The following is a 23780-nucleotide window of genomic DNA, read 5'->3' on the forward strand; positions in this document are numbered from 1 at the left end:
GTCCTTGAACCGGTAAAGAGCCATTACTGCAGGGCGAACGCAAGAAACTTAGGCCAGGCCAATCAGATGTTCAACTGTTAACCACAAGAAAACGTGCAAAAGCTGATCAACGCGAGATTTTCTCTACAATTTCGTGAATTTTGTAGAGTTTTCAGCCCCTACGGCGGAGCAATCCCGATCCGGTTTCCAGACGGTCCTACCCTGCCATACAACTCGCGCCTCACATATGCGACAATGCGCGCCAAATTCCAACATGCACCCCATATTTTCCGCTCAGTGACTGGGCCCCACGCCCCACAGTCGCTGTCGACGCATGCCCGTTGGCCCTGGCTCAAAAGGCTCCAGGCTCAAATAAGCGCACCCCAAGCTATTGATAGGTAAAGTAATTGATCTCCACAGCTAACATCACCATGCAGTTCGGCGCCAAGCCACTCTTTGAGAACGTCTCGGTCAAGTTCGGCGCCGGTAACCGTTATGGTTTGATCGGTGCCAACGGATGCGGCAAGTCGACCTTCATGAAAATCCTCGGTGGCGACCTGGAGCCGTCCGGTGGACAAGTCATGCTGGAACCGAACGTGCGTCTGGGCAAGCTGCGCCAGGATCAGTTCGCCTATGAAGAATTCAATGTCATCGACACCGTGATCATGGGTCACGAAGAGTTGTGGAAGGTCAAGGCCGAGCGCGACCGCATCTATTCCTTGCCGGAAATGAGTGAAGAAGACGGCATGGCCGTCGCCGAGCTGGAAACCGAGTTCGCCGAGATGGACGGCTACACCGCCGAATCCCGCGCCGGCGAGCTGCTGCTGGGCCTGGGCATTCCCCTGGAACAGCATTTCGGCCCGATGAGCGAAGTATCGCCAGGCTGGAAACTGCGGGTGCTGCTGGCACAGGCACTGTTTTCCGATCCGGAAGTGTTGCTGCTCGACGAGCCGACCAACCACCTGGACATCAACACCATTCGCTGGCTGGAAAATATCCTGACCCAGCGTAACAGCCTGATGATCATCATCTCTCACGACCGTCACTTCCTGAACAGCGTCTGCACCCATATGGCCGACCTGGACTATGGTGAACTGCGCCTGTTCCCAGGCAACTACGACGAATACATGACTGTGGCGACCCAGTCCCGCGAGCAGCTGCTGTCGGACAACGCCAAGAAGAAAGCACAAATTTCCGAGCTGCAATCCTTTGTCAGCCGCTTCTCGGCCAACGCCTCGAAAGCCAAGCAGGCCACCTCCCGCGCCAAGCAGATCGACAAGATCCAACTGGCGGAAGTCAAGCCATCGAGCCGTGTCAGCCCGTTCATCCGCTTTGAGCAAACCAAAAAGCTTCACCGCCAGGCCGTTATTGTCGAGCGCATGGCCAAGGGTTTTGATGGCAAGGCCCTGTTCAAGGACTTCAGCTTCACCGTTGAAGCCGGCGAACGCGTGGCAATCATCGGTCCGAACGGGATCGGCAAGACCACTCTGCTGCGTACCCTGGTCAACGAACTGACGCCGGATGCCGGCACTGTCAAGTGGACCGACGCGGCGGAACTGGGTTATTACGCCCAGGACCACGCCCATGATTTTGAAGACGACGTCAGCCTGTTCGACTGGATGGGACAGTGGACCCAAGGCGAGCAAATCATCCGTGGCACCTTGGGCCGGATGCTGTTCTCCAACGATGAAATCCTCAAGTCGGTCAAGGTCATCTCCGGTGGTGAGCAAGGTCGCATGTTGTTCGGCAAACTGATTCTGCAAAAGCCCAACGTGCTGATCATGGACGAACCGACCAACCACTTGGACATGGAATCCATCGAAGCCCTCAACCTGGCGCTGGAAAACTACCCGGGCACGCTGATCTTCGTCAGCCATGACCGTGAGTTCGTATCGTCCCTGGCCACCCGCATTATCGAACTGAGCCCAAGTGGCGTGATCGACTTCAGCGGCACCTACGACGACTACCTGCGCAGCCAGGGTGTGGTGTTTTAAAAGCAGCCGCAAGCCGCAAGCAAAAAGCCCCGTCTGATGTGACGGGGCTTTTTGCGTTTCTACGGGGACAAATCAGCGTCTTGAGCTTAGCCCTGTAGCAGCTTGATTAGATAGTTAGCCTGCTTCCTTTTCTGCCCCGCCCTTGCCATGATGTGCTCACCGCCCGCCCGCGAACGAGCCGCCATGCCAGCCGCCCCCAGCTCCCTGTCAGTGACCCTGCAGATCGTTTCTATCGTCTTCTATACCTTCATCGCCTTTATCTGCATCGGCCTGCCGATCGCGGTGATTCCGGGTTATGTCCATGAGCAATTGGGCTTCAGCGCGGTGGTGGCCGGCGTAACCATTGGCTCGCAATACCTGGCCACCTTGCTCAGTCGGCCCATGGCTGGGCGCATGTCGGACAGTGTCGGCACCAAGCGTGCGATTGTGCTCGGGCTGAGTGGCATCCTCATCAGCGGCGTGCTGACCTTCCTGGCCACCTTGCTGCAAGACCTGCCGAACCTGAGCCTGGGCATCCTCATCATTGGACGGTTGCTGCTGGGTGTTGCCCAAGGCTTGATCGGCGTCGGCACCATCAGCTGGTGCATGGGTCAAGTCGGTGCCGAGCACACAGCGCGCTCGATTTCCTGGAATGGCATCGCGTCCTACGGCGCCATTGCCATCGCCGCGCCGCTCGGGGTGGTGATGGTCACGCGCTACGGCTACCCCAGTCTTGGTCTCGCCCTCGCACTGCTCGCGGCCCTTGGTTTGCTGTTGATTCGCAAAAAACCTTCGGTGCCAGTGGTACGCGGTGAGCGCCTGCCCTTCTGGGCGGTTTTCGGGCGCATAGCCCCGTTTGGCACAAGCCTGTGCCTGGCTTCCATCGGTTACGGCACCCTGACTACTTTCATTACCTTGTTCTACCTGAGCCGCGGCTGGGCTGGCGCCGCCTGGTGCCTGACGGTATTCGGCATCTGCTTTATCGTCGCGCGTCTGCTGTTTATCTCCAGCATCAATCGGTTCGGTGGATTCCACGCGGCGATCGCCTGCATGAGTCTCGAAACCCTTGGCCTGGTGCTGTTGTGGCTGGCCCCGTCCACCAGCGTTGCGCTGATCGGCGCGGGCCTGACCGGATTCGGCCTGTCACTGGTCTATCCGGCGCTAGGCGTCGAGGCGATCAAACAAGTGCCCAACAGCAGTCGTGGCGCGGGGTTAAGTGCGTATGCGGTATTTTTTGACTTGGCGCTGGCAATCGCCGGACCGCTGATGGGAGCGGTGGCGCTGAACCTGGGATACGCGTGGATTTTCTTCTGCGCCGCGTTGCTCTCGGTGAGCGGCTTGGGCCTGACCCTGTTGCTCAAGCGCCGGGCCCAGTGATCGACCGTGTGCAGCCTCGCGCCGGTCGACAGACCGAGGATGTGAGCGGGATTGCGGCAGCGATACCTGCCCCTCCCGCTTAAACAAAAAGCCCGATACACCGGTACTGCCGTTCAGTTAAGAAGATCGCGTGCCGAACACCCTCCCGTGGCGAGGGGGCTCGTCCCCCGTTGGGCTGCGCAGCGGCCCTCAAACCTGCCACCACGGTTTGACTGGACAACTGGGAAGACCTTTGGGGCTGCTGCGCAGCCCAACGCGGGACGAGCCCCCTCGCCACAAAAACGGTATCAGGCGCGTCACTGGCTTAACTGAACAGCATTGCGGTACTGCGGCACCTTTCAGGCCACTCGAATGCAGAGCTCTGGCTTCTCGATCCAGACTGATCGAGTCGCGGCGAAATGTACGCAGTGCTTATGCAACGGCGAATAGCTGGTCGCTGATCATCGCGCTGGCATCGTTCAGGGCCTTGCTGCGCGCTTCTTCACCGTAAGCCAGGCCTTGGGCACGGACAAACTCAATATCGGTGATACCGATAAAGCCCAACAGCAATTTCAAGTAATCCTCGTGGGCCACACCGGACGGTTGGCCAACGTGCAGTCCACCTGCGGTGGAAACCACGATGACTTTCTTGTTGCCGCACAGGCCTTCCGGACCGGCTTCGGTGTAGCGGAAGGTTTGGCCGGCAACGGCGATGCGGTCGATCCAGGCTTTAAGCTGGGTCGGAATGGTGAAGTTGTACATTGGCGCGGCCAGCACCACGGCGTCAGCGGCGAGGAACTCAGCCAGGGTCGAGGCGCTCAGGTCAGCTTCGTGCTTTTGCACCGCGTCACGCAATTCGGCGGCAGTCCCCAGCGCGCCCAGGGTAACGCCGGAAAAGTGGCTGATCCCTTCACTGGCCAGGTCACGGTAAGTCACCTCCAGCCCCGGCTCGGCCGCTTGCCAGGCCTTGACCACTTGCGCGCTCAACTGACGGGACGCCGAGTTGTCGCCCAAGATGCTGGAATCAATATGCAAAAGTTTCATGTGGGATCTCCAAGTGAGGATCGCCACCGGCGATCGAATGCAGGCCATCCTACAGATCAAACGAATAGCCGATTAGCCCGTTAAAATGCGATAGTTCGTCCCACTGACAGGACAATAGGCCGATCCATGCAAGACCTTAATGACCTTTACTATTTTGCCAAGGTGGTGGAAGCCGGTGGTTTCGCGGCCGCCGGGCGCCTGCTTGGCGTGCCCAAGTCGCGGCTGTCGCGACGGATTGCCGAGCTGGAAGAACGCTTGGACGCCCGCTTGCTGCAACGAACGACCCGTCAACTGACCCTGACGGCCGTCGGCGAGCGCTACCTCGGGCACTGTCAGGCGATGTTGCTGGAGGCGGAGATGGCTGACGAAGCGGTCGTCAACATGTCCAGTGAGCCACGCGGCCGATTGCGTGTCAGTTGCCCGGTGGGCCTGGCGCACGAAATCCTGCCGACAATGGTCGCGGAATTTCTCGCGGCATACCCGTTGGTGCAATTGGAGATGATGCTGATCAATCGCCGTGTCGACCTGGTGGCCGAAGGCGTCGATGTCGCGCTGCGGGTACGGGAACTGGGCGACGAGGACCCACTGCTGGTGACTCGACGCCTGCGGCAGGCCCGCACCGCGCTGGTGGCCAGCCCGGAACTGGTGCGTGGCCGGCAGATCGCGAGCCTGGACGAGCTGAAGCAACTGCCCGTGCTCGGCGCACTGGAAGCCGACCGCATGGTCCACCTGCGCATACTTGATCCCGAGGGCAACAGCCATGATCTGGTGATGGAGGCACGCCTGGGCACCGAAGATTTTCTGGTGCGCAAGGCCAGCGTGCTCGCCGGGCTGGGCTTTACCATGCTGCCGATGATGTATTGCGAGCAGGAACTGCAAAGTGGTCGACTGGTGCAACTGTTACCCGACTGGTCGCTGCCCGGCGGTTGGCTGCAAGCGGTGTACCCTCACCGGCGCGGTGTATCGCCGGCGATACGCGCCTGGATTGATTTCATGGCGCAGGCCTTTGAAAGCTGCGGAGACCGACCGTTATGAGTGACAGGAAGATGACCGAAGCAGACGTCGCCCACTTCTGCCTGGGTTTGCCCGGGGCGCGCGAGGACTATAAGTGGGGCGGCGTGCGGGTGTTCTCGATCGCGGGGAACAAGATGTTCGCCCTGCAGAATCTGCGGGGCGAATCGCTGGCGTTCAAAGTCGACAAGGAACTGTTTCTCGGGCATGTCGATCGCCCAGGGATCCACCCCGCTCCCTACCTGGCGCGAGCGCAGTGGATCATCATGCAAACGCCCTACCCGCTGGGCGGTGAAGAGCTGCGTGATTTGTTGCAGCGCTCCCACCAACTGGTAGTGAGCAAACTGCCCAAACGCACGCAGATTGGACTCAAGCTAGAACCATGAGAGCAGCGTGGCCCCCAGGAACAGTTGATCGATCCAGAACACCTGGTGCAGCAACACGATCAACCAGAACACAGCCTGATAAGCGACCTTGCGGGTCTTGTGGCGAAACACTTGTTGGGCGACCAGCGCACCCGGCCAGCCGCCGGCCAGTTCCAGGGCGTGGAGGATTTTCTCCGGCGTACGCCAGTTGCCGCCTTCGGCCTTGCGCTTGTCGCTCCAGTAGAGGAAAAACGTGACCACGCTGACCAGCCCATAGGCTGCCAGCGGAAGCAGTGAAACCCCGCGAAACCCAAGCAACGCCGCGCCGAACAATGGCACCGCGCACAGCAGCAGAAACACCAGGACCTTGAAGCGCGGATGCTGGATAGCGTTGTGGTGCTTGTTCATCAGGCCTTGACCGCTGTCCAGTCAATCCAACCGAACTGCCAGGTGGCCAGAATCAACAAACCAAACGCGATGCGATACCAGGCAAAAGCGGCGTAGCTGTGACTGGCGATGAACTTAAGCAAGCCTCGGACCGCGATCATCGCAAAAATGAACGAGGTCACAAAGCCGACCGCAAACACCGGCAGATCGGCCGGCTGGAACAGATCCCGGTACTTGTAGCCGGAGTACACCGCCGCACCGACCATGGTCGGCATGGCCAGGAAGAACGAGAACTCCGTGGCGGTCTTGCGCGACAGGCCGAACAACAGGCCGCCGATAATGGTCGAGCCGGAACGGGAAGTCCCCGGAATCATCGCCAGGCATTGAGCGAAGCCCACTTTCAAAGCGTCTTTCCAGGTGATCTCATCCACGCTTTCGGCATGCACTTCATGCTCGCGGCGCTCGGCCCATAACATGATCACGCCGCCCACCACCAACGCCGTGGCCACGGTGATCGGGTTAAACAGGTACTCGTGGATCAGGTCGGCAAAAATCACCCCCAACACCACCGCCGGCATAAAGGCGATCAGCAGGTTGCCGGTGAACCGCTGGGCGTTGCGCTGGGTGGGCAACCCAAGCACAACGTCAATGATCTTGCGTCGAAACTCCCAGACCACCGCCAGAATCGCGCCTAACTGGATGATGATGTTGAATGCCATGGCGCGTTCGCCACCGAAGTCGAGCAAGTCGGCAACGATGATCTGGTGACCGGTACTGGAGATCGGCAAAAACTCCGTCAACCCTTCGACAATGCCTAGTATCAATGCCTGAAAGGCGGTCCAAAAATCCATTATTCCCCCAAAAGGTCATGCGTCAGCATGCCTGGTTGATATTTTTTCTATGTTCACTAACGCTGAGCACGCTCAGTTTCCAGCGCGCAGGATCAAGGCTGAACTGCAAAAAATTCCGTGAAAAATCAGGCAGGACTCAGGTTTTTTGATTCCGGGCCGAAAGCCTATCAGACAAGCCCGTTTTTCGCCTCGCGTTATCACTGGCCGGCCCGGGCAACACCAAAAAATATAAGAACGCGGAGTGACAGGACTATGAACAGTTTGCGCAATATGTCGATCAGCCGGCGCCTTTGGTTGATCTTGATAGTCGCGGTGTTGATGCTGCTCACCCTGGGTTTGCTGATGCTCAAGCAGATTCACGACGATCTCTACCAGGCCAAAAGTCAGCAGACCCAGCATGTGGTAGAAACCGCCGGCGGAATCCTGAATTTTTATCACAATCTCGAAACCACCGGCGTATTGACCCGTGAAGCGGCTCAGCAGCAAGCCTTGAGCGTAGTGCGCGGGCTGCGTTATGACGTGGATGATTACTTCTGGATCAACGACATGACGCCAGTGATGATCATGCACCCGGCCAATCCCAAGCTGGATGGCAAGAATCTCTCGTCCATCCGCGACCCGGACGGTTTTGCGGTGTTCAATGAGTTTGTCAGCCTGGCCCAGGCCAAGGGCGCTGGCATGGTCAACTACCGCTGGCCCAAACCCGGCGCGGATGCGCCCGTGGCAAAAACCTCCTATATCCAGTTGTTCAAGCCTTGGGGCTGGATTATCGGCTCCGGCGTCTACGTCGATGATGTGCAGGCAGAGTTCCGGGTCCAGATGTGGAAAGCCTGCATCATTGGCCTCGGTATTGCCCTGATCATGACGCTGCTGGTGGTACTGATCGCCCGCAGCATCGTGCGCCCGTTGCAGGACGCGGTGAATGCCATGGCCAATATCGCCAGCGGCGAAAGCGACCTGACCCGCAGCCTCGACACCCACGGCCAGGACGAAGTCACCGAACTGTCCCGGCACTTCAACAGCTTCACCGCCAAATTGCGCCAGGTGGTCAGCCAGTTGCAGACGTGCGCCAACGCCCTGGGCCAGTCGTCGACGGAGTTGGGCAACAATGCCAGCCAGGCCCATGACCGCAGCCAGCAGCAGTCCCAGCAGATGGAGCTGGTCGCCACTGCCATCAATGAAGTGACCTACGGCGTGCAGGATGTGGCTAAAAATGCAGAACATGCGGCCAGTGAAATGCGCGATGCCCAGGCTCAGGCCGAACAAGGCCAGATCAACATTGATGGCAGCCTGCAACAGATCGACTCGCTGTCCAACACCATCAATCAGGCGGTAGACGTGATGCGCACCCTGTCCACCGAGAGCACCCAGATCGGCGGCGTGCTTGAAGTGATCCGCTCGATCGCCGACCAGACCAACCTGCTGGCGCTCAACGCGGCCATCGAAGCTGCCCGCGCCGGTGAACAAGGCCGTGGTTTTGCGGTGGTCGCGGACGAAGTGCGGTTGCTGGCCCAGCGCACACAAAAGTCCACCGCGGAAATCCAGGGCATGATTGAACGCCTGCAAGGCCATTCCGAAGCGGCGGTCAAAGTCATCAGCGACAGCCATCAAGCCTCGCAACTGACCATCGAGCAAGCTGGCCAGGCCGGTGCCAGCCTCACCGCCATCGGCCAGGCCCTGCGCAACCTCAACGGCCTCAACGCCTCGATTGCCAGCGCTACCCTGCAACAGGCGCACGTGGTCGAAGACATCAATCAGAACGTCACCCAGGCGGCCGGACTGTCCCACAGCACCGCGCTGGCGGCGGAACAATCGAGCGCGGCCAGCGGCCATTTGAAAGACTTGAGCGAAGAGTTGAACGGCTTGTTGCGCCAGTTCAAGGTTTGATCGACTGATCGTTGCAAGATTTTGCCTGGGCGGTTGGTTACAATCGCCCTCCTCTTCGACTCTTCCAAGGAATTCCATGTCCGGGCTTGAACTGTTTGCCGCCGTGCTGGGGGTGACCGCCGTCTGGTTGACGGTCAAGCAAAACCCCTGGTGCTGGCCCATCGGTCTGGTCATGGTGTTGCTTTACACCTGGGTCTTCTTCGAGGTGAAGCTGTATTCCGACATGCTCTTGCAAGTGGTCTACGCCGGGCTGCAACTCTACGGCTGGTGGCAGTGGACACGCGCTGGCGAGGTCAAACAGGGCCGAAAAGTCACCCGTCTCGGCGTGCAATCCATACTGTTGAGTCTCGGAGTCGGGGCCCTGGGCAGCCTGTTGCTGGGCGCTGCCATGGCGCACTGGACCGACGCCGCTCAACCCTGGCTCGACGCTGCGTTGACCGGTTTCAGCCTGGTGGCACAAATGTGGATGGCGCAAAAACGCCTGCAGTGCTGGCCGCTATGGATTGTCGTCGATGTGATTTTTGTCGGCCTGTTCCTCTACAAAGGCCTTTATCTCACCGCTGCGCTCTACGCCCTGTTCACGGTGATCGCGGTGCAAGGCTGGCGTGAGTGGCGCGCCGACCCGGCGCTGCGCGCATGAAGGTGCTGGTGATGGCCGGCCCCGAGTCCAGCGGTAAAAGCTGGCTGGCCGAACAGCTGCAGGCGCATTTCGGCGCGGTGCTGGTGGGTGAGTACGTCCGGTATTTCATCGACCACTTCCAGCGCGATACCACCTTGGCGGATATCCCCGACATCGCCCGTGGCCAACTGGCCTGGGAAGATGCCGGTCGTGCTCAAGCGCCGCACCTGTTGATCCTCGACACACATCTGCTGACCAATAAGCTGTGGAGCCTGACGCTGTTTGGCGACGCCCCGCCATGGCTGGACAGGGAACTGCTCGCACGCCACTACGACCTGCATCTGTTGTTGTCCCCGGAAGGGATCGGCTGGACCGCGGACGGGCAGCGTTGCCAGCCCGAACTGGCCGATCGCCAGGCGTTCTTTGCGGCCAGCCAGGACTGGCTGGAACGCCATCGACAGCCGTTCCGGGTGATTGGCGGAGATTGGCAGGCCCGGCATGACCGGGCCTTTGCCGCAGTAGAAGAACTGCTTGCCAGGCACTAAGCCGTCCCCTCGTCCCTGCGTTACTCTTCGCTGATCACTTGCACCCGATACTGCGGATCTGAGGTGATCTGGTGTTCGGTAAAGGGCAACGGGCTGAGCCTCTTCTCGGAAAATGCTCGGGTCTGATCCTTCGAATACGGTGACGCCGGGTCGCTGGACAACGAGAACGCGAGCACGCCTTCAGCCTTGGGCCCCGACTCATCAAACGTGACGATCTGCAAATAACTGCTGCCGCTGACCACTTCGCGCTTGCCATCGGCCCTCGGCACGCTTTGCATCGCGTTGTAGATCCCCAGTTCCTGCGGGCCGCCGTGGATCGGCGTGTCGCCCGCTACCTGGATATCGCCCCAGCGCGCGCCGTCCTTGAGTCCCATCTGCGCTACCTGCGCCGCCGAGGCCAGCATGGCCTCGCGTAACGCCTTGGCCACCGGCGCTCGCTCAATGGCCAGGCCGCGCGGGGTTGTTTGGGGCTGCGCGGGGTCGAACGCGACGCGCCATAGTTGCGGTACGGCCCGCAATTGCTGGTGCAGGTTGATGAAATGCACCAGGCCCAACCCGCTGTCCACGTTGGCTTTCTGGTCCCAGGCCTGGAGGCTGGCACAGACGGGCTTCAAGCCCGCATCGTGGTCTGCCTCACAGAACTTCAGGATGTCCGGCATGACCTGACTGGCCAGGTACACCTGATTATCCATGACCATATTCTGCAGGTCGGCGACCGTAATCGGCTGTGCAGCCAAGTCCTGCAAACGCTGCAAGGCAAAGCGCGCACGCGCGCCCAATACGCGTTGTTCCTGACTGATCAGCGGAGAAAAGCCGGTCAACGGCGCCTGCGGATTCACCATCCAGGCCGAATCATTGGAATGTTGTACGAAGTCCTTGCGTTCCAGTTGCGGCAACTGTTGCGCCGGGAAAATCCCCGGCTGGGCCGCACGCGGGTCGATGTCCCAGGCACACGCGCTGTGGGCGCCGTCGAGCATGATTATCTCCAGGCCGGCACGTGGATCGCTGCACCGTTCAAGCTTTTCAGCGCTGACGTTGGGCACTACCGAAAGATTCATGTACAGGCTCTGCCCGCGGTCATCCGCCGCCACGGTATTGACCCACGGGATTCCTTGCAGCGTATGGACCGAGGCTTGCAGTTCCTCAAGACTGGCGGCGCGGTTCATCGCGTACCACTGTTGCAATACACGGTCATTGCCCAGGTTGGCATCGCGTAGGCTGAACGCGTACTGAGCGTCCCAGTCAAGCTTGCCCGGCCATTGCACCACCGGACCGAACTGCGAGCTGTACACCGTATGGGACTGCGCGGTGCGGTTGCCGTCCGCGCCCTTCACCTGCACCGTGACCTGGGTTTTGTGCATCGGGATCGATTTGCCATCCACCAGGTAACGGGTCGGATCCTTCGGGTCGAGGGTCAGGCGATAAAGGGTGAAATGCTTGGAGGTATCCACGGTGTGGGTCCAGGCTAGATGCTGGTTGAAGCCGATATTGACCACCGGCAGCCCGGGTAACGCGGCGCCCATCACATCCAGCTGACCCGGAATCGTCAGGTGCATCTGATAAAAACGCATGCCACCGCGCCATGGAAAGTGCGGGTTGGCCAATAACATGCCGCGCCCGTTGAACGAACGCTCGCCTCCCACCGCCAGCGCATTACTGCCGCGATCCAGGGCAAAACGTTGCTGATACTGCGCCGCCACCTCGAAGGCCCGGGCGTCAGCCTGAATAGTCGCCCCCAACCGCGGCGGTGCCGCTCCCACCAGGGCCTCGGCGAATTGCCCGACGCCGCCTTCCACCAGCAGACGCCGGGTCAGTTTGACCACGTCCTGCGGGTTGATCGGCCGCACCCAATCACCCTGGCATTGCGCCGGCAGTCCTTGGGCAGTGCGTTCTTTCAAATAACGGTTGTATCCGGCCACATACCCTTCAATGCGCTGTCGCATCTGCGCAGACTGCGCGTTCCAGAACGTCGCGACAGCCTCAGGTGTATTGAGCCAGGTAAAAAACACGTCGCTGGTGAGGTTGTCGCGCTCCTCCAGGGTCGACGGCTGCGCCCCGAAATACTTGGCACGCTCGCCGTTCACTGTGACCACTTCATTGGCCAGCAGGCACAGGTTGTCCTGAGCGTAGGCATAACCGATGCCATAGCCGAGGCCGCGCTCATCGCTGGCGCGGATGTGCGGGATGCCAAAACCGGTACGGCGGATATCAGCCGTCGTCTCGTCCACCTGTACTTCACTCGCGTGCCGGACACACGCCGACAGACTCAAGCCAAGCAGTACACCCGCCACGCAAACCCTGGACAACCCGTTGGAAATAATCACGCAGACCCCATCATCAAGCCACATTAAACGCCCAAGGCGGGACCGACTCGCAAATGCCAGCCCATCCTTAAAGACGTAAAAAAACCGATTAATTTAGGGGCGGCGGGGTTGTTCCCAGGGATCCTGGGATGTGCCAAGGCTGTTACTGAAAAATTTTATACACATTGCACTTCATGATTTGCCCTGCTCATACGTCTTAGTAACAAAGAGCATCATCATTTTCCTGATCAGGCTCTGATAAGGAGTTTTTGCATGTACAACCCGCAACTGCCCACGGACGGTCACGCTATGGCACATGACGCCGCTTTCGGCTCGGCAAACCGCGCCTTCGCCAAGGTTCCCGAGCATCAAGGCAACCAACGCATCCGACACTTGCTCAAATGTTTCGGGCTGCGCACCAGCCTGATTCGCCTGAAAGTCATCGACGCCCTGCTCAGCGCCGCCGATAACGGCCGCTCACTGGGCGTACGGGGTGTACACAGCCACTTGCTGGAACTGGGTATCCCGTTGTCGTTTCTCAGCGTCCGCGAAGTGCTCAAGCGCCTGTGCAGCGAGGGCTTGCTCACCCTCAACAGCGACAAGAGCTATAGCCTTCATGAAGAAGCCGCCAAGGTACTCGCCGCTGACCTCTGACTCAGAGGTTGGGCTTGACCTTACGGCGCATGATGCCGTTGATCACCACCACGATCACCGCCACGGCAATCGCGATGTACTGGAAGGTTTTCTCACTGATGGCCCCGATGTTCTGCAGATAGGACAGGCCAAACATCGTTCCCAGGACCACCAGGGAAATCAGAATCGAGTAAATCAAGCGTTGTTTCTGGGTCATGACGGATTCCTGAACCTGTAAAAATGTATCCACTGTGTGCCAACAGCCCTGCCAGGCACCTGTCCGAATGCGGAATGGCCTGAACGAGCGGGGTCTTATGTTACAGGCGATGAATAGCTTTGGCATGTCTTGCAGCCGATTGAATCTCAGGCCCGTGGGGAAGGCGCGATGCGCCGTCGAATCACACCGCCGCTCCCCCACGCCTGTCGAAACGCCTTATTGGTCCTTGAACACTGGCGCGCGCTTGGCCACGAAAGCTGCCATGCCTTCCTTCTGATCCAGTGTGGCAAAGGCCGCATGGAACACTCGACGCTCAAAGCGCACGCCTTCGGACAGACTGACTTCAAAGGCCCGGTTCACACTTTCCTTGACCATCATGCTGATGGGCACCGACTTGCTGGCGATCAACGCGGCGACTTTCAGCGCTTCTTCCAACAGCTCATCCGAGGGTACGATCCGCGCGACGATGCCACACCGCTCGGCCTCCACCGCATCGATAAAACGTCCGGTCAGACACATTTCCATGGCCTTGGCCTTGCCCACCGCACGCGTCAGACGCTGAGTGCCGCCCATGCCCGGCAGCACGCCGAGGTTGACTTCCGGCTGGCCGAACTTGGCATTGTCGCCAGCCAGGATGAAATCGCACATCAGCGCCAGTTCACAGCCACCGCCCAGGGCGAAACCGTTGACCGCGGCAATGATCGGCTTGCGGCGGTTGGCCACGCGATCACTGTCGCTGAACAGGTCGTCCAGGTAGATCTGCGGGTAGGTCAGTTCGGCCATTTCCTTGATGTCCGCGCCGGCCGCAAAGGCCTTTTTTGAACCGGTCAACACCACGCAACCGATCTCGGGATTGGCTTCCAGGCTGTCCAGGGCCTGATTGACTTCGCGGACCAGTTGCGCGTTCAAGGCGTTCAGCGCCTCAGGGCGGTTCAGGGTGATCAGCCCGACGCGGCCATGAACTTCCAGCAAAATGGTGTCGTAACTCATCGATGCGTTCCTCTTCAAAGATTGCGCGAAATGACCATGCGTTGAATATCGCTGGTGCCTTCATAAATCTGGCAGACCCGCACATCGCGGTAGATCCGCTCCAACGGGAAGTCGCTCAGGTAACCGTAACCGCCGAGGGTTTGCAAGGCGGCGGAACAGACTTTTTCGGCCATTTCCGAAGCAAACAGCTTGGCCATCGAGGCTTCCACCAGCGCGGGCTGGCCGCTGTCGCGAAGAGCGGCGGCGTAATGCACCATCTGCCGGGCGACGGCGATCTGCGTGGCCATGTCGGCAAGACGAAACGCCACGGCCTGATGCTCGATCAGGGCTTTGCCGAAGCTCTCGCGTTCACGGGCGTAATCACGGGCAGCTTCGAACGCTGCGCGGGCCATGCCCACCGATTGCGAGGCGATCCCCACACGACCACCTTCCAGATTGGCCAGGGCAATCCGGTAACCTTCGCCCTCCTCTCCCAAACGGTTGGCGAGCGGCACTTTCACGTCCTCAAACAGAATCTGGCAGGTATCAGAAGCGTGCTGGCCAAGCTTGTCTTCAACCCGCGCCACCGTGTAGCCCGGCGAATCGGTCGGCACGATAAAGGCGCTGATCCCGCGCTTGCCGGCGGTTGGATCGGTCACGGCAAACACAATCACGATCCCGGCGTTTTGCCCCGAGGTGATGAACTGTTTGCAACCATTGAGTACATAGTGATCGCCCGCAAGACGCGCGCGGGTTTTCAGGCTGCTGGCGTCGGAGCCGGCCTGAGGTTCGGTCAGCGCGAAAGCACCGAGCATGGCGCCGCTGGCCAAGGGTTTGAGAAATTGCTCTTTTTGCTGATCGTTGCCGAAAGTGAGGATCGGCACACAGCCCACCGAGTTGTGCACGCTCATGATGGTCGAGCAAGCGCCATCGCCCGCAGCCACCTCTTCCAAGGCCATGGCATAGGCCAGGTAGCCGGTGTCGCAGCCGCCCCATTGCTCCGGGACCAGCATACCAAAGAAACCCAGCCCAGCCATTTCAGCCACCGCCTCCTTGGGAAAACGGTGATCGCGATCCCACTCGGCAGCGAACGGTTTGAGCCGTTCCTGGGCAAATTGCCGGGCCGCTTCGCTGATTTGCAGTTGTTCGTCATTGGGGAGCATAAGCTGCCTCTGAAAAAGAGCCTAGTACAGGCATTCAACAGCCATGGCCGTCGCTTCACCACCGCCGATGCAGATGGCCGCCACACCACGCTTGAGGCCTTTCTGGCGCAGGGCCGAGAGCAGCGTCACCAGAATCCGTGCACCGGACGCGCCGATCGGATGCCCGAGGGCGCAAGCACCGCCGTGGATGTTGACCTTGTCATGCGGGATCTCCAGCTTGCTCATGGTCACCAGGCTGACCACCGCGAAGGCTTCATTGATCTCGAACAGATCCACATCGCCCAACTGCCAGGCGGTCTTGCTCAACAGTTTGCGGATCGCGCCCACCGGCGCCACCGGGAACAGGCCCGGCTCATCGGCAAACGCGGCATGCCCGTGAATCACCGCCAGCGGCTTGAGCCCGCGCTTCTGCGCCTCGGACTGACGCATCAACAGCAACGCCGCCGCACCGTCGGAGATCGAGCTGGAGTTGGCCGCCGTGACGGTCCCGCCCTCGCGGAATGCCGGTTTCAGACTGGCGATCTTGTCCAGCCGGGCCTTGGGCGGTTGCTCGTCGTGGGTGACGGTTTTCTGCTCCTTGCCGACGGTGACCTGCACCGGGACGATCTCGGCGCTGAAGCTGCCCTCTTTGATCGCCTGCTGGGCGCGGGTCAGTGAAGCAATGGCAAAGGCGTCCTGTGCTTCACGGCTGAAGCCATTCCGTTCGGCGCAGTCCTCGGCAAAAGTGCCCATCAATCGGCCCTTGTCATAGGCGTCCTCCAGGCCGTCGAGGAACATGTGGTCAAGCACCCGACCATGTCCCATGCGGTAGCCGCCGCGGGCACGGTCCAACAGATAAGGCGCATTCGACATGCTCTCCATGCCTCCGGCGATCACGACGTCGACGCTGCCAGCCAGCAGCGAATCATGGGCAAGGATCGTCGCTTGCATGCCCGAACCGCACATTTTGTTGAGGGTGGTGCTACGGGTCGATTTATCCAGCCCCGCACCCAATGCCGCCTGGCGTGCGGGCGCCTGACCGAGACCGGCCGGCAATACGCAGCCGAACAGCACCTCATCCACCGCATCACTGGCAATACCGGCGCGCTCGACCGCGGCGCGAATTGCCGCGGCGCCCAACTGGGGCGCGGTCAGGCCCGACAACTCGCCCTGAAAACCGCCCATTGGGGTACGCACGGCACTGACGATGACAATCGGATCGTGGTTCTGAGTCATGATAAATCCTCCTTACTTCGGCGCCATGCGCAAGGCGCCGTCGAGACGGATCACCTCGCCATTGAGCATGCTGTTTTCAATGATATGCCGCGCCAGCGCCGCGTATTCGGCCGGTTTGCCAAGGCGCGGCGGGAACGGCACACCGGCGGACAGCGATTCGCGGACTTGCGGGGTCATTCCAGCCATCATCGGGGTTTCGAAGATACCGGGGGCGATGGTCATCACCCGAATGCCGAAGCGCGCCAGTTCCCGGGCGGCGGGCAACGTCAGACTGGCAATCGCACCCTTGGAGGCGGCATACGCGGCCTGGCCGATCTGGCCATCGAAGGCCGCGACCGACGCAGTGTTGATGATCACCCCGCGCTCACCGTCGGCGCTGGCGTCACTTTCGGCGATGGCGGCGGCAGCGAGACGCAGCAGGTTGAAGCTGCCGATCAGGTTGACGTTGATGACTTGAGCGAAGCTGGCCAAGGCATGCGGCCCATTTTTGCCAAGGATTTTCTCGCCCCGCACCACGCCTGCGCAGTTGATCAGCCCATGTAAACCGCCAAACGCCGCAACAGTCGCCTGCACTGCCGCCTCAGCGGCAGCTTCCTGGCTGATATCCGCCACCACGCTTCGCGCCTGTGCGCCCAGCTTGCTGGCCTGCGCGGCAACCGCATCGGCATTCAGATCCACCAGCATCACCCTGGCACCTGCGGACACCAGCATTTCGGCGGTCGCGGCACCGAGGCCAGACGCCCCGCCGCTGACCAGAAAAACCTTGTTCTCAATCTGCATCACTGTTTCCTTGAAAGTAGGATCAAGCCGTGGTGGTGGCGGCAAGCGCGGCCTGGACCTTGGCAATTTCCTGGTTACGCAAGATAAAACGCTGCAACTTGCCACTCGGTGTCTTGGGCAGATCGCTGACAAATTCGATTTCCCGTGGGTAGGCATGGGCCGCCAGGCGGTTGCGCACATGCTGGCGCAGCTCTTCGGCGAGCGCCGGGTCGGCCCGGTATTGCCCGTGAATCACCACGAATGCCTTGACCAGTTCGGTCCGCTGCGCATCCGGCTTACCGACGACGGCCGCTTCGACCACCGCGGGGTGCTCCACCAGGGCACTTTCCACGTCAAACGGACCGACCCGATAACCCGACGTGGTGATCACATCATCGCTGCGCCCGACAAAACTGATGCTGCCATCGGGGTTCAACTCCACGGTATCGCCGCTGAGGTAGTACTTGCCGACGAACGCCTTGGTCTTGACCCCTTCGTAGCCGGCGAACCAGCACATCGGCGACTGTTCGCGGTCGATGGCGAGGATCCCGGGCTGGCCGGCCGGCAGCTCTTGACAGTCGTCGTCGAGCACCACAATACGGTGGCCCGGCGAGGCAAATCCGGCCGAGCCCACATGCACCGGATGATCCAGGCCGTGGTGATTGCACAAGACCATGCCCAACTCCGTCTGACCGTAGTGATCGTGGATGGTGACGCCCAGGTTATCGGCGAACCAGCGGATCACTTCTGGGTTCAACGGTTCGCCGGCGCTGCTGACGATGCGCAATTTACCCTTGACCGAGCGGGCGAACTGCTCCCCACCGGCAATCAACAGGCGATAGGCCGTTGGCGAACCGGTAAGGTTGGTAATTGCGTATTTATTGATGATGCGACAAGTACTTTCCAGGGTGAACGGGCCGTCGTAGAAGGTAATCGGGTGCCCCATGGCGAGCGGCCCGGTCACACCGAAGTAGATGCCGTAAGCCCACCCCGGATCGGCCACGTTCCAGAATGCATCTTCGGGGCGCAGGTCCACCGCATCCCGGGTGTAGCTCTGGAACGCGACGATGGCCTTGAGCGGCACCGACAGCGCTTTCGAGGGGCCGGTGGTGCCCGAAGTGAACATCAACAGAAAAGGATCATCGGCCCCCAGCAGCAGCGGCTCGCATTGGTTGGAATAATTCGGCAGTTCGGCCCAGAAGCTGTAATCACCCCGGACAATGCCCTCGCCCTTGGGACCCGAGACGGTAACAATCGTCGGGCAATCGGCAACCTCGAGGAGTTTGGCGCGGTTGACGTTATCGGTGACCACCAGCGCCGCCCCCGAGCTGTTCAGACGATGCTCGATGGCTTTCGGGCCAAATGCGGTGAACAACGGCTGATAAACCGCACCGATGCGCCAGGTGGCGAACGCCACAACCAGCAGTTCCGCAGTACGCGGCAGCAGGCCTGCCACCTTGTCGCCACGCTTGACGCCGCGGGCCAGGAGAAAATTGGCAAAGCGCGCGGCCTGGTCCTGCAGCTCAGTGAAGGTGAACGTGGCGCTGCTGCCATCCTTGCCTTCCCAAAACAACGCAATACGGCCCGGCAATACATGTCGGTCGCAGCATTCGACGCAGGCATTGAGCCCTTGCAGATTGCCGGCCAGCGCGGCGTCGACGGTTTGCTGATAGTTGAACTGGGTAGTTGCAGTCGAATAATCACGCATCGCTTCAAATCCCTGTGTCTTTTTGTTTTGAGGACGGGCTACGTAAACCGGGGAAATAGTCGCTCCAGAGCGGGCGGCGGACAATGGTCAAAGCCTTCAACATGCCTGACTGGTTTGGCCAATGGTGTACGTCGGCTTGCGAGGGCTGGTCTGGGTGGAAGGTCACAAGCAAGTGAGCCAGAGGGTCATTGACTAGGTAGTGGCCCGACGCGGGTTTGACACGCGAAGTGGCCTGACCGAAGCTGGTGGCCTTGTAATAGCTGCCTAGCTTCCGGACGCCTGCATGTCAAAGTCTCGCCGTTACGCCATCGTCGGCTTGTGCACCCTGCTGTTTACCGTGCTGATCTCCTGGTATTTCACGCGCACCTCCCAGGAAGTCGTGCCCCAGGCCATTGCCCATGGCTACTCCAAGGCGTTGAAGCAGGCCCGGCACGGCGAACCGGGAGCGGCGCGCGTCCTCTATCAACAGCTGGCGCGCCAGGACTTGTCGCCGACCCGGCGGGTCGCGCTGCACGCCGAGCTGCCCAACTATCCCAGTCCCCAGGCGCTGAAACTGGCGGACAAGGACCTCATCAATAACGCGCCACTGGTACGCCAGGCGGCCATTCGCAGCATTGTCGGGCTGGTGCCCAGTGGCCAGCGGACCTTACTGCTGGGACCCTTACTGGAGGATCCCGAACAACGTGTACGGTTCGCCGCCGCCAACGCCTTGCTCGGGCTTTCGCCCGACACACTGGGCCTTTATTTTGGCGCGCTACAGCGCGTACTCGACGAATTCGAAAAGCAACTCAAGAGCCAACCGGAAACATCCGAGAGCTGGATTCAACTGGCACGTTTGTACATTCACAACGCTCGCCTGGCCGAGGCACAGAATGCATTGCAACAGGCTCTGCGCCTGGAGCCGGACAACCTGCCAGCCGTTGTGGCACAGATCGAGCTGCTGGATAAGCAAGGCAAAGTCGACGACTCGCGCCAATTACTTGCCAACCAACTGCGAGCGCACCCGGAGTCGGCTTACCTGCAACACGCCCTGGGGATGTGGCTGCTGCACCACGGTGAGCGCGAATACGCCCTCCTCGGGCTGTCCAAGGCCGTAGAGCTTGAACCCGACAATCAGGATTTGCGCTACGACCTGGCCACCACCCTGTACGCCCAGCAGGAACTGGAAGCCGCCCAACGGCAGTTGGAGGAAATCGTCCAGCGTCATCCGCAGAATCGCAAGGCCCGCGTGCTGCTGATCCACTACTGGAAGGAAAGCGGTCAGTTGCAAAACGTCCAGGTGTTGTTGGCCCAACTGGAACAGCAAAACCCCGACGATCCGGCGCTGCAACAAGGCCTGTAGGCGTGCCTTCAAACCGCTGGAAACTGCGACCCGGCTCGCACAGCCAAGAGAAAATGTGGAACCGTCATAACGTGCCACGGTCAAGTAAATATGGCGCATCCGATTGGGCTGCGCCGCCAACTTGTCAGTGACCGAGGGCACTCCTTGTCTACATCCAAAGAGCTGTTCACAGCAAAAGCGGCAACCGGTATCGAAGGACTCGACGATATCCTTTGCGGCGGGCTGTCGCGTAGTCATTTGTTCCTGCTTGAAGGCGAGCCAGGTACCGGTAAAACCACCGTCGCCCTGCAGTTTCTGCAGAGCGGGGCCAAGGCCGGCGAACGCTCGCTGTACATCACGCTGTCGGAAACCGAACGCGAATTACGCCAAGGTGCGAAGTCCCACGGCTGGGACCTGGATGAAAACATCCATATCTTTGAATTGACCCCGCCGGAAAACCTGCTCAATGCCGAGCACCAGCAAAGCCTGCTGTACTCCTCGGACCTGGAGCTGGGCGAAGCCACCCGACAGATTTTCGAGGTGGTGGAGCGGGTCAAGCCGTCGCGGGTGGTGATCGACAGCCTTTCGGAAATCCGCCTCCTGGCGCAAAGTTCGTTGCGCTATCGAAGACAGATCCTGGCGATCAAGCATTACTTCGTACGCTACGACGCGACGGTGCTGATGCTCGACGACCTGACCACCGAAGCGCTCGACAAGACAGTGCACAGTGTGGCCCACGGCGTGATCCGCCTGGAGGAACTGAACCCCAGCTACGGCGCTGAGCGCCGTCGGGTCCGGGTGGTCAAGTACCGAGGCCAGAAGTACCGTGGCGGCTTCCATGATTTCACCATCATGGGCGACGGTGTGCATGTGTTCCCCCGGCTGGTGGCGGCGGAATATCGTAGTGGTTACCAGCGACAAACCCTGAGCAGTGGCATAGCCGAGCTGGATGCGCTGTTGGGCGGTGGTATCGAGAGCGGCTCCAGCTCCCTGATCCTCGGCCCGGCCGGCACTGGCAAATCGCTGATTTCGCTGATCTTCGCCGCAGCTGCCGTCGCCCGTGGCGAGAAAGCCGCGCTGTTTATCTTCGATGAGGACCTGGGTCTACTGTTCGAGCGCATGAAGAAAATGGGCATCGATCTGGAGACCTTGCAACAGCGCGGCAATCTGTTCATCGAACAGGTCGACGCCGCTGAACTGTCGCCCGGCGAGTTCTCCCACCGCGTGCGTCGTTGTGTCGACGATCGTGGGATCAAGACGGTGATCATCGACAGCATCAATGGCTACCAGGCGGCCATGCCTGAAGAGAACGCACTGATCTTGCATATGCATGAATTACTGCTGTACCTCAATCGCCAGGGTGCCGCGACCTTCATGACCGTCGCTCAGCATGGCCTGGTAGGCGACAACATGCAGGCGCCGGTGGATATCACCTATCTGGCCGATACCGTGATCCTGCTGCGTTACTTCGAAGCGCTGGGCCAGGTACGCCGGGCTATTTCAATCATCAAGAAACGTACCGGCAGCCATGAGTCGACCATTCGCGAATACCGCATCGGCAGCCAGGGCATGACCGTCGGCGAACCCCTGGATTCTTTCCATGGTGTACTGCGGGGTGTGCCGACTTATATGGGCACCGACAATCCGCTGCTCAAGGATGCGCGATTGTGAGTGATTTGCCCGGCATCCACGAACGCGCGATCATTCTCGCGCCTCTGGGACGCGACAGCACTCTGGCTCTGCAAATGCTCAACGAGGCGGGTTTCAGCGGAATAACCGCCAATCACCTGCCCATGCTCTGCGAGGAGCTGGAGCAAGGTGCCGGCCTGTTGATCATTGCCGCCGAAGCGCTGCACGGCGCCGACTTGCAACCGCTGCTCGACTACTTGCAACAGCAGCCGGCCTGGTCGGACCTGCCGATTGTATTGATGACCCGGCATGGCGGGGGCGAACAGAGCAACTCTTCACAACTGAGTGCGCTATTGGGCAACATCACGCTGCTGGAGCGTCCCTTCCATCCGATTACCTTGATCAGCCTGGTGTCCACGGCGTTGCGCGGACGGCGTCGGCAATATGAAGCGCGGGATCGCTTGATTGATCTGAGCCAAAGCGAATTGCGCCTGCATCGCACCCTTGAAACGCTCGAGCAGCAGGTTGAAGAGCGCACCACCCAGTTGCGCAACAATGAAGAGGCCTTGCGCCAATCGCAGAAAATGGAAGCCGTTGGCCAATTGACCGGCGGTATTGCCCATGACTTCAACAACATGCTCACCGGCATTATCGGCAGCCTGGAATTGTTGCGCCGACGCTTGGCCCGAGGTCGTTTCGAAGACCTCGACAGCCTGATCGACCTCGGTGTGACTTCAGCCAACCGCGCGGCCAGCCTGACCCACCGCCTGCTGGCATTTTCCCGCCGGCAATCGCTCGACGCCAAACCGGTGCAGATCAACAACCTGGTGTCATCCATGGGCGAGCTGTTACAACGCAGCCTCAATGAAAGTACCACCCTGGACATGCGCCTGAACCAGCAGTTATGGACCGCCGAGGCGGACCCCAATCAACTGGAAAGTGCCCTGCTCAACCTTGTGCTCAACGCCCGGGATGCCATGCCCACCGGCGGCAGGCTGGTGGTGGAAACCGGCAATCGCCATTTGGACAGCGTCTTCACCGCCGCCTACGGCACGCTCCAGCCGGGCGATTACGTGGAGCTGAGTGTCAGCGACACCGGCTGCGGGATGCCCGAAAACGTGGTCAGCCGGGCGTTTGATCCGTTTTTTACCACCAAGCCCATCGGCCAGGGCACCGGCCTCGGCCTATCGATGATCTACGGTTTCGCGCGCCAATCCCGCGGTCATGTGTGCATTCACAGCGTGGTTGGTGAAGGCACCACCGTCAGCCTGTTCCTGCCGCGCTTTGTCGGCGAAGCGGCGGTAGATGACGTGCTGAACCCGGGCTTGCTGCCCTACGCCAATACCGGCGAGACCGTGCTGATCGTCGAAGACGACCCTGCGGTCAGGGTGTTGGTAAGCCAGGTGCTGAGCGAATTGGGCTACGCCTTTGTCGAAGCCAATGACGCCGACAGCGCGCTGCCGATCATCCAGTCCAGCCAGCGAATCGACCTGTTGATCAGCGACGTGGGCCTGCCAGGCATGAACGGGCGTCAGTTGGCAGAGATCGGGCGCCAGGTCAGGCCGGATCTGCGGGTGTTGTTCATCACCGGCTATGCCGAGCACGCGGCAGCACGCGGCGGTTTCCTGGATCCTGGCATGCAGTTGATTACCAAGCCCTTCACGTTTGATCTGTTGACCGCGAAAGTACGAGAGATGATTCAGCAACGTTGAGGCGGTCGTGTGGCCGTTGGCCATGGATCCTCCTCCGACACAGCATAGGTATCTACACACGCTTAAATCCAAGCAGATAGCGCGGTTGTGGCGAGCGGGCTTGCCCCGCGTTGGGCTGCGAAGCAGTCCCAGTA

21 protein-coding genes and 1 pseudogene are annotated in these 23780 nt (G+C 60.3%); 12 read left to right on the forward strand and 10 right to left on the reverse strand.

Going from position 1 to position 23780, the window contains the following annotated elements; translation table 11 throughout:
* The first annotated feature begins 386 nt into the window (after nucleotides 1-386).
* Both AC6CIA_RS01625 and AC6CIA_RS01630 read left to right on the forward strand, forming a co-directional pair.
* Entirely contained in the window at nucleotides 387-1973 is a 1587-nt protein-coding gene (locus AC6CIA_RS01625; protein WP_498310333.1) for an ABC-F family ATPase, read from the forward strand.
* 183 nt (nucleotides 1974-2156) lie between these two features.
* Nucleotides 2157-3329: an MFS transporter gene (locus tag AC6CIA_RS01630; protein ID WP_498310334.1), complete on the forward strand. Its 1173-nt coding sequence runs from the start codon at nucleotides 2157-2159 to the stop codon at nucleotides 3327-3329.
* A gap of 411 nt (nucleotides 3330-3740) precedes the next feature.
* Here AC6CIA_RS01630 and AC6CIA_RS01635 read toward each other — a convergent pair whose 3' ends face one another.
* On the reverse strand, nucleotides 3741-4352 hold the full coding sequence (locus AC6CIA_RS01635) for an FMN-dependent NADH-azoreductase (RefSeq protein ID WP_498310335.1): 612 nt from the start codon (nucleotides 4350-4352) through the stop codon (nucleotides 3741-3743).
* Nucleotides 4353-4478: 126 nt separating this feature from the next.
* On the opposite strand from AC6CIA_RS01635, the gene AC6CIA_RS01640 reads away from it, so the two are divergent.
* A complete protein-coding gene (locus tag AC6CIA_RS01640; RefSeq protein WP_498310336.1) occupies nucleotides 4479-5387 on the forward strand; it encodes a LysR substrate-binding domain-containing protein in 909 nt (302 codons plus the stop codon).
* 11 nt (nucleotides 5388-5398) lie between these two features.
* Nucleotides 5399-5749 (forward strand): MmcQ/YjbR family DNA-binding protein, encoded by a 351-nt coding sequence (locus AC6CIA_RS01645; protein WP_498310420.1) that lies wholly within the window; start codon nucleotides 5399-5401, stop codon nucleotides 5747-5749.
* Here AC6CIA_RS01645 and AC6CIA_RS01650 read toward each other — a convergent pair.
* Together AC6CIA_RS01650 and AC6CIA_RS01655 are read right to left on the reverse strand one after the other, a co-directional pair.
* Nucleotides 5738-6136, reverse strand: coding sequence for a DUF1294 domain-containing protein (locus AC6CIA_RS01650; RefSeq protein WP_498310337.1), 399 nt, complete (start codon nucleotides 6134-6136; stop codon nucleotides 5738-5740). The two genes, AC6CIA_RS01645 and AC6CIA_RS01650, sit on opposite strands and share 12 nt — an antisense overlap.
* A complete protein-coding gene (locus AC6CIA_RS01655) occupies nucleotides 6136-6966 on the reverse strand; it encodes an undecaprenyl-diphosphate phosphatase (RefSeq protein WP_084376531.1) in 831 nt (276 codons plus the stop codon). Before AC6CIA_RS01655 ends, AC6CIA_RS01650 begins: the two co-directional genes overlap by 1 nt.
* 342 nt (nucleotides 6967-7308) lie before the next feature.
* On the opposite strand from AC6CIA_RS01655, the pseudogene AC6CIA_RS01660 reads away from it, so the two are divergent.
* The 4 genes and pseudogenes from AC6CIA_RS01660 to AC6CIA_RS01675 form a co-directional block, all read left to right on the forward strand.
* Nucleotides 7309-7998: pseudogene (locus AC6CIA_RS01660) on the forward strand (cache domain-containing protein); the annotation flags it as partial.
* A gap of 120 nt (nucleotides 7999-8118) precedes the next feature.
* Nucleotides 8119-8853, forward strand: a complete 735-nt coding sequence (locus AC6CIA_RS01665; RefSeq protein ID WP_498310421.1) for a methyl-accepting chemotaxis protein — start codon at nucleotides 8119-8121, stop codon at nucleotides 8851-8853.
* A gap of 76 nt (nucleotides 8854-8929) precedes the next feature.
* Entirely contained in the window at nucleotides 8930-9493 is a 564-nt protein-coding gene (pnuC, locus tag AC6CIA_RS01670) for a nicotinamide riboside transporter PnuC (RefSeq protein WP_084376529.1), read from the forward strand.
* A complete protein-coding gene (locus AC6CIA_RS01675) occupies nucleotides 9490-10017 on the forward strand; it encodes an AAA family ATPase (RefSeq protein ID WP_498310422.1) in 528 nt (175 codons plus the stop codon). The genes pnuC and AC6CIA_RS01675 overlap by 4 nt, the downstream gene beginning before the upstream one ends.
* Before the next feature lie 20 nt (nucleotides 10018-10037).
* Here the strand turns inward: AC6CIA_RS01675 and pvdQ are convergent, their stop codons facing one another.
* Nucleotides 10038-12341, reverse strand: a complete 2304-nt coding sequence (gene pvdQ, locus AC6CIA_RS01680) for a bifunctional acylase PvdQ (RefSeq protein WP_498310338.1) — start codon at nucleotides 12339-12341, stop codon at nucleotides 10038-10040.
* A gap of 252 nt (nucleotides 12342-12593) precedes the next feature.
* Between pvdQ and AC6CIA_RS01685 the strand changes: the two genes are divergently transcribed.
* Nucleotides 12594-12974: a fe2+ zn2+ uptake regulation protein gene (locus tag AC6CIA_RS01685; RefSeq protein ID WP_498310339.1), complete on the forward strand. Its 381-nt coding sequence runs from the start codon at nucleotides 12594-12596 to the stop codon at nucleotides 12972-12974.
* A gap of 1 nt (nucleotide 12975) precedes the next feature.
* Here the strand turns inward: AC6CIA_RS01685 and AC6CIA_RS01690 are convergent, their stop codons facing one another.
* The 6 genes from AC6CIA_RS01690 to AC6CIA_RS01715 all read right to left on the reverse strand — a co-directional run bounded on the left by AC6CIA_RS01690 (nucleotide 12976) and on the right by AC6CIA_RS01715 (nucleotide 18984).
* Nucleotides 12976-13170, reverse strand: coding sequence for a hypothetical protein (locus AC6CIA_RS01690; RefSeq protein ID WP_057440092.1), 195 nt, complete (start codon nucleotides 13168-13170; stop codon nucleotides 12976-12978).
* Between the two features lie 216 nt (nucleotides 13171-13386).
* A complete protein-coding gene (locus AC6CIA_RS01695) occupies nucleotides 13387-14160 on the reverse strand; it encodes an enoyl-CoA hydratase (RefSeq protein ID WP_498310340.1) in 774 nt (257 codons plus the stop codon).
* Nucleotides 14161-14174: 14 nt separating this feature from the next.
* Nucleotides 14175-15302: an acyl-CoA dehydrogenase gene (locus AC6CIA_RS01700; RefSeq protein WP_498310341.1), complete on the reverse strand. Its 1128-nt coding sequence runs from the start codon at nucleotides 15300-15302 to the stop codon at nucleotides 14175-14177.
* Nucleotides 15303-15323: 21 nt separating this feature from the next.
* Nucleotides 15324-16517, reverse strand: a complete 1194-nt coding sequence (locus AC6CIA_RS01705) for an acetyl-CoA C-acyltransferase (protein ID WP_498310342.1) — start codon at nucleotides 16515-16517, stop codon at nucleotides 15324-15326.
* A gap of 12 nt (nucleotides 16518-16529) precedes the next feature.
* Nucleotides 16530-17297 (reverse strand): SDR family NAD(P)-dependent oxidoreductase, encoded by a 768-nt coding sequence (locus AC6CIA_RS01710; protein WP_498310343.1) that lies wholly within the window; start codon nucleotides 17295-17297, stop codon nucleotides 16530-16532.
* Nucleotides 17298-17319: 22 nt separating this feature from the next.
* Nucleotides 17320-18984 (reverse strand): AMP-binding protein, encoded by a 1665-nt coding sequence (locus AC6CIA_RS01715; protein ID WP_498310344.1) that lies wholly within the window; start codon nucleotides 18982-18984, stop codon nucleotides 17320-17322.
* 283 nt (nucleotides 18985-19267) lie between these two features.
* On the opposite strand from AC6CIA_RS01715, the gene AC6CIA_RS01720 reads away from it, so the two are divergent.
* The 3 genes from AC6CIA_RS01720 (at nucleotide 19268) to AC6CIA_RS01730 (ending at nucleotide 23646) form a co-directional block, all read left to right on the forward strand.
* Complete coding sequence (locus AC6CIA_RS01720) at nucleotides 19268-20326, forward strand: tetratricopeptide repeat protein (protein WP_498310345.1); 1059 nt, start codon at nucleotides 19268-19270, stop codon at nucleotides 20324-20326.
* Between the two features lie 144 nt (nucleotides 20327-20470).
* Entirely contained in the window at nucleotides 20471-21976 is a 1506-nt protein-coding gene (locus tag AC6CIA_RS01725; protein WP_498310346.1) for an ATPase domain-containing protein, read from the forward strand.
* Nucleotides 21973-23646, forward strand: a complete 1674-nt coding sequence (locus AC6CIA_RS01730) for a response regulator (protein WP_498310347.1) — start codon at nucleotides 21973-21975, stop codon at nucleotides 23644-23646. The genes AC6CIA_RS01725 and AC6CIA_RS01730 overlap by 4 nt, the downstream gene beginning before the upstream one ends.
* Nucleotides 23647-23780 lie beyond the last annotated feature (134 nt).

The organism is Pseudomonas sp. GQ91, from assembly GCF_059758795.1.

What these genes read in the sequence shown, in the direction of transcription:
- AC6CIA_RS01640 (WP_498310336.1), top strand. Translation starts at nt 4,479, where the DNA reads ATGCAAGACCTTAATGACCTTTACTATTTTGCCAAGGTGGTGGAAGCC.
- AC6CIA_RS01630 (WP_498310334.1), top strand. Translation starts at nt 2,157, where the DNA reads ATGCCAGCCGCCCCCAGCTCCCTGTCAGTGACCCTGCAGATCGTTTCT.
- AC6CIA_RS01675 (WP_498310422.1), top strand. Translation starts at nt 9,490, where the DNA reads ATGAAGGTGCTGGTGATGGCCGGCCCCGAGTCCAGCGGTAAAAGCTGG.
- AC6CIA_RS01635 (WP_498310335.1), bottom strand. Translation starts at nt 4,352, where the DNA reads ATGAAACTTTTGCATATTGATTCCAGCATCTTGGGCGACAACTCGGCG.
- AC6CIA_RS01655 (WP_084376531.1), bottom strand. Translation starts at nt 6,966, where the DNA reads ATGGATTTTTGGACCGCCTTTCAGGCATTGATACTAGGCATTGTCGAA.
- AC6CIA_RS01720 (WP_498310345.1), top strand. Translation starts at nt 19,268, where the DNA reads ATGTCAAAGTCTCGCCGTTACGCCATCGTCGGCTTGTGCACCCTGCTG.
- AC6CIA_RS01700 (WP_498310341.1), bottom strand. Translation starts at nt 15,302, where the DNA reads ATGCTCCCCAATGACGAACAACTGCAAATCAGCGAAGCGGCCCGGCAA.
- AC6CIA_RS01710 (WP_498310343.1), bottom strand. Translation starts at nt 17,297, where the DNA reads ATGCAGATTGAGAACAAGGTTTTTCTGGTCAGCGGCGGGGCGTCTGGC.
- AC6CIA_RS01715 (WP_498310344.1), bottom strand. Translation starts at nt 18,984, where the DNA reads ATGCGTGATTATTCGACTGCAACTACCCAGTTCAACTATCAGCAAACC.
- AC6CIA_RS01695 (WP_498310340.1), bottom strand. Translation starts at nt 14,160, where the DNA reads ATGAGTTACGACACCATTTTGCTGGAAGTTCATGGCCGCGTCGGGCTG.
- AC6CIA_RS01665 (WP_498310421.1), top strand. Translation starts at nt 8,119, where the DNA reads ATGGAGCTGGTCGCCACTGCCATCAATGAAGTGACCTACGGCGTGCAG.
- AC6CIA_RS01685 (WP_498310339.1), top strand. Translation starts at nt 12,594, where the DNA reads ATGTACAACCCGCAACTGCCCACGGACGGTCACGCTATGGCACATGAC.
- AC6CIA_RS01645 (WP_498310420.1), top strand. Translation starts at nt 5,399, where the DNA reads ATGACCGAAGCAGACGTCGCCCACTTCTGCCTGGGTTTGCCCGGGGCG.
- AC6CIA_RS01705 (WP_498310342.1), bottom strand. Translation starts at nt 16,517, where the DNA reads ATGACTCAGAACCACGATCCGATTGTCATCGTCAGTGCCGTGCGTACC.
- AC6CIA_RS01650 (WP_498310337.1), bottom strand. Translation starts at nt 6,136, where the DNA reads ATGAACAAGCACCACAACGCTATCCAGCATCCGCGCTTCAAGGTCCTG.
- AC6CIA_RS01690 (WP_057440092.1), bottom strand. Translation starts at nt 13,170, where the DNA reads ATGACCCAGAAACAACGCTTGATTTACTCGATTCTGATTTCCCTGGTG.
- pnuC (WP_084376529.1), top strand. Translation starts at nt 8,930, where the DNA reads ATGTCCGGGCTTGAACTGTTTGCCGCCGTGCTGGGGGTGACCGCCGTC.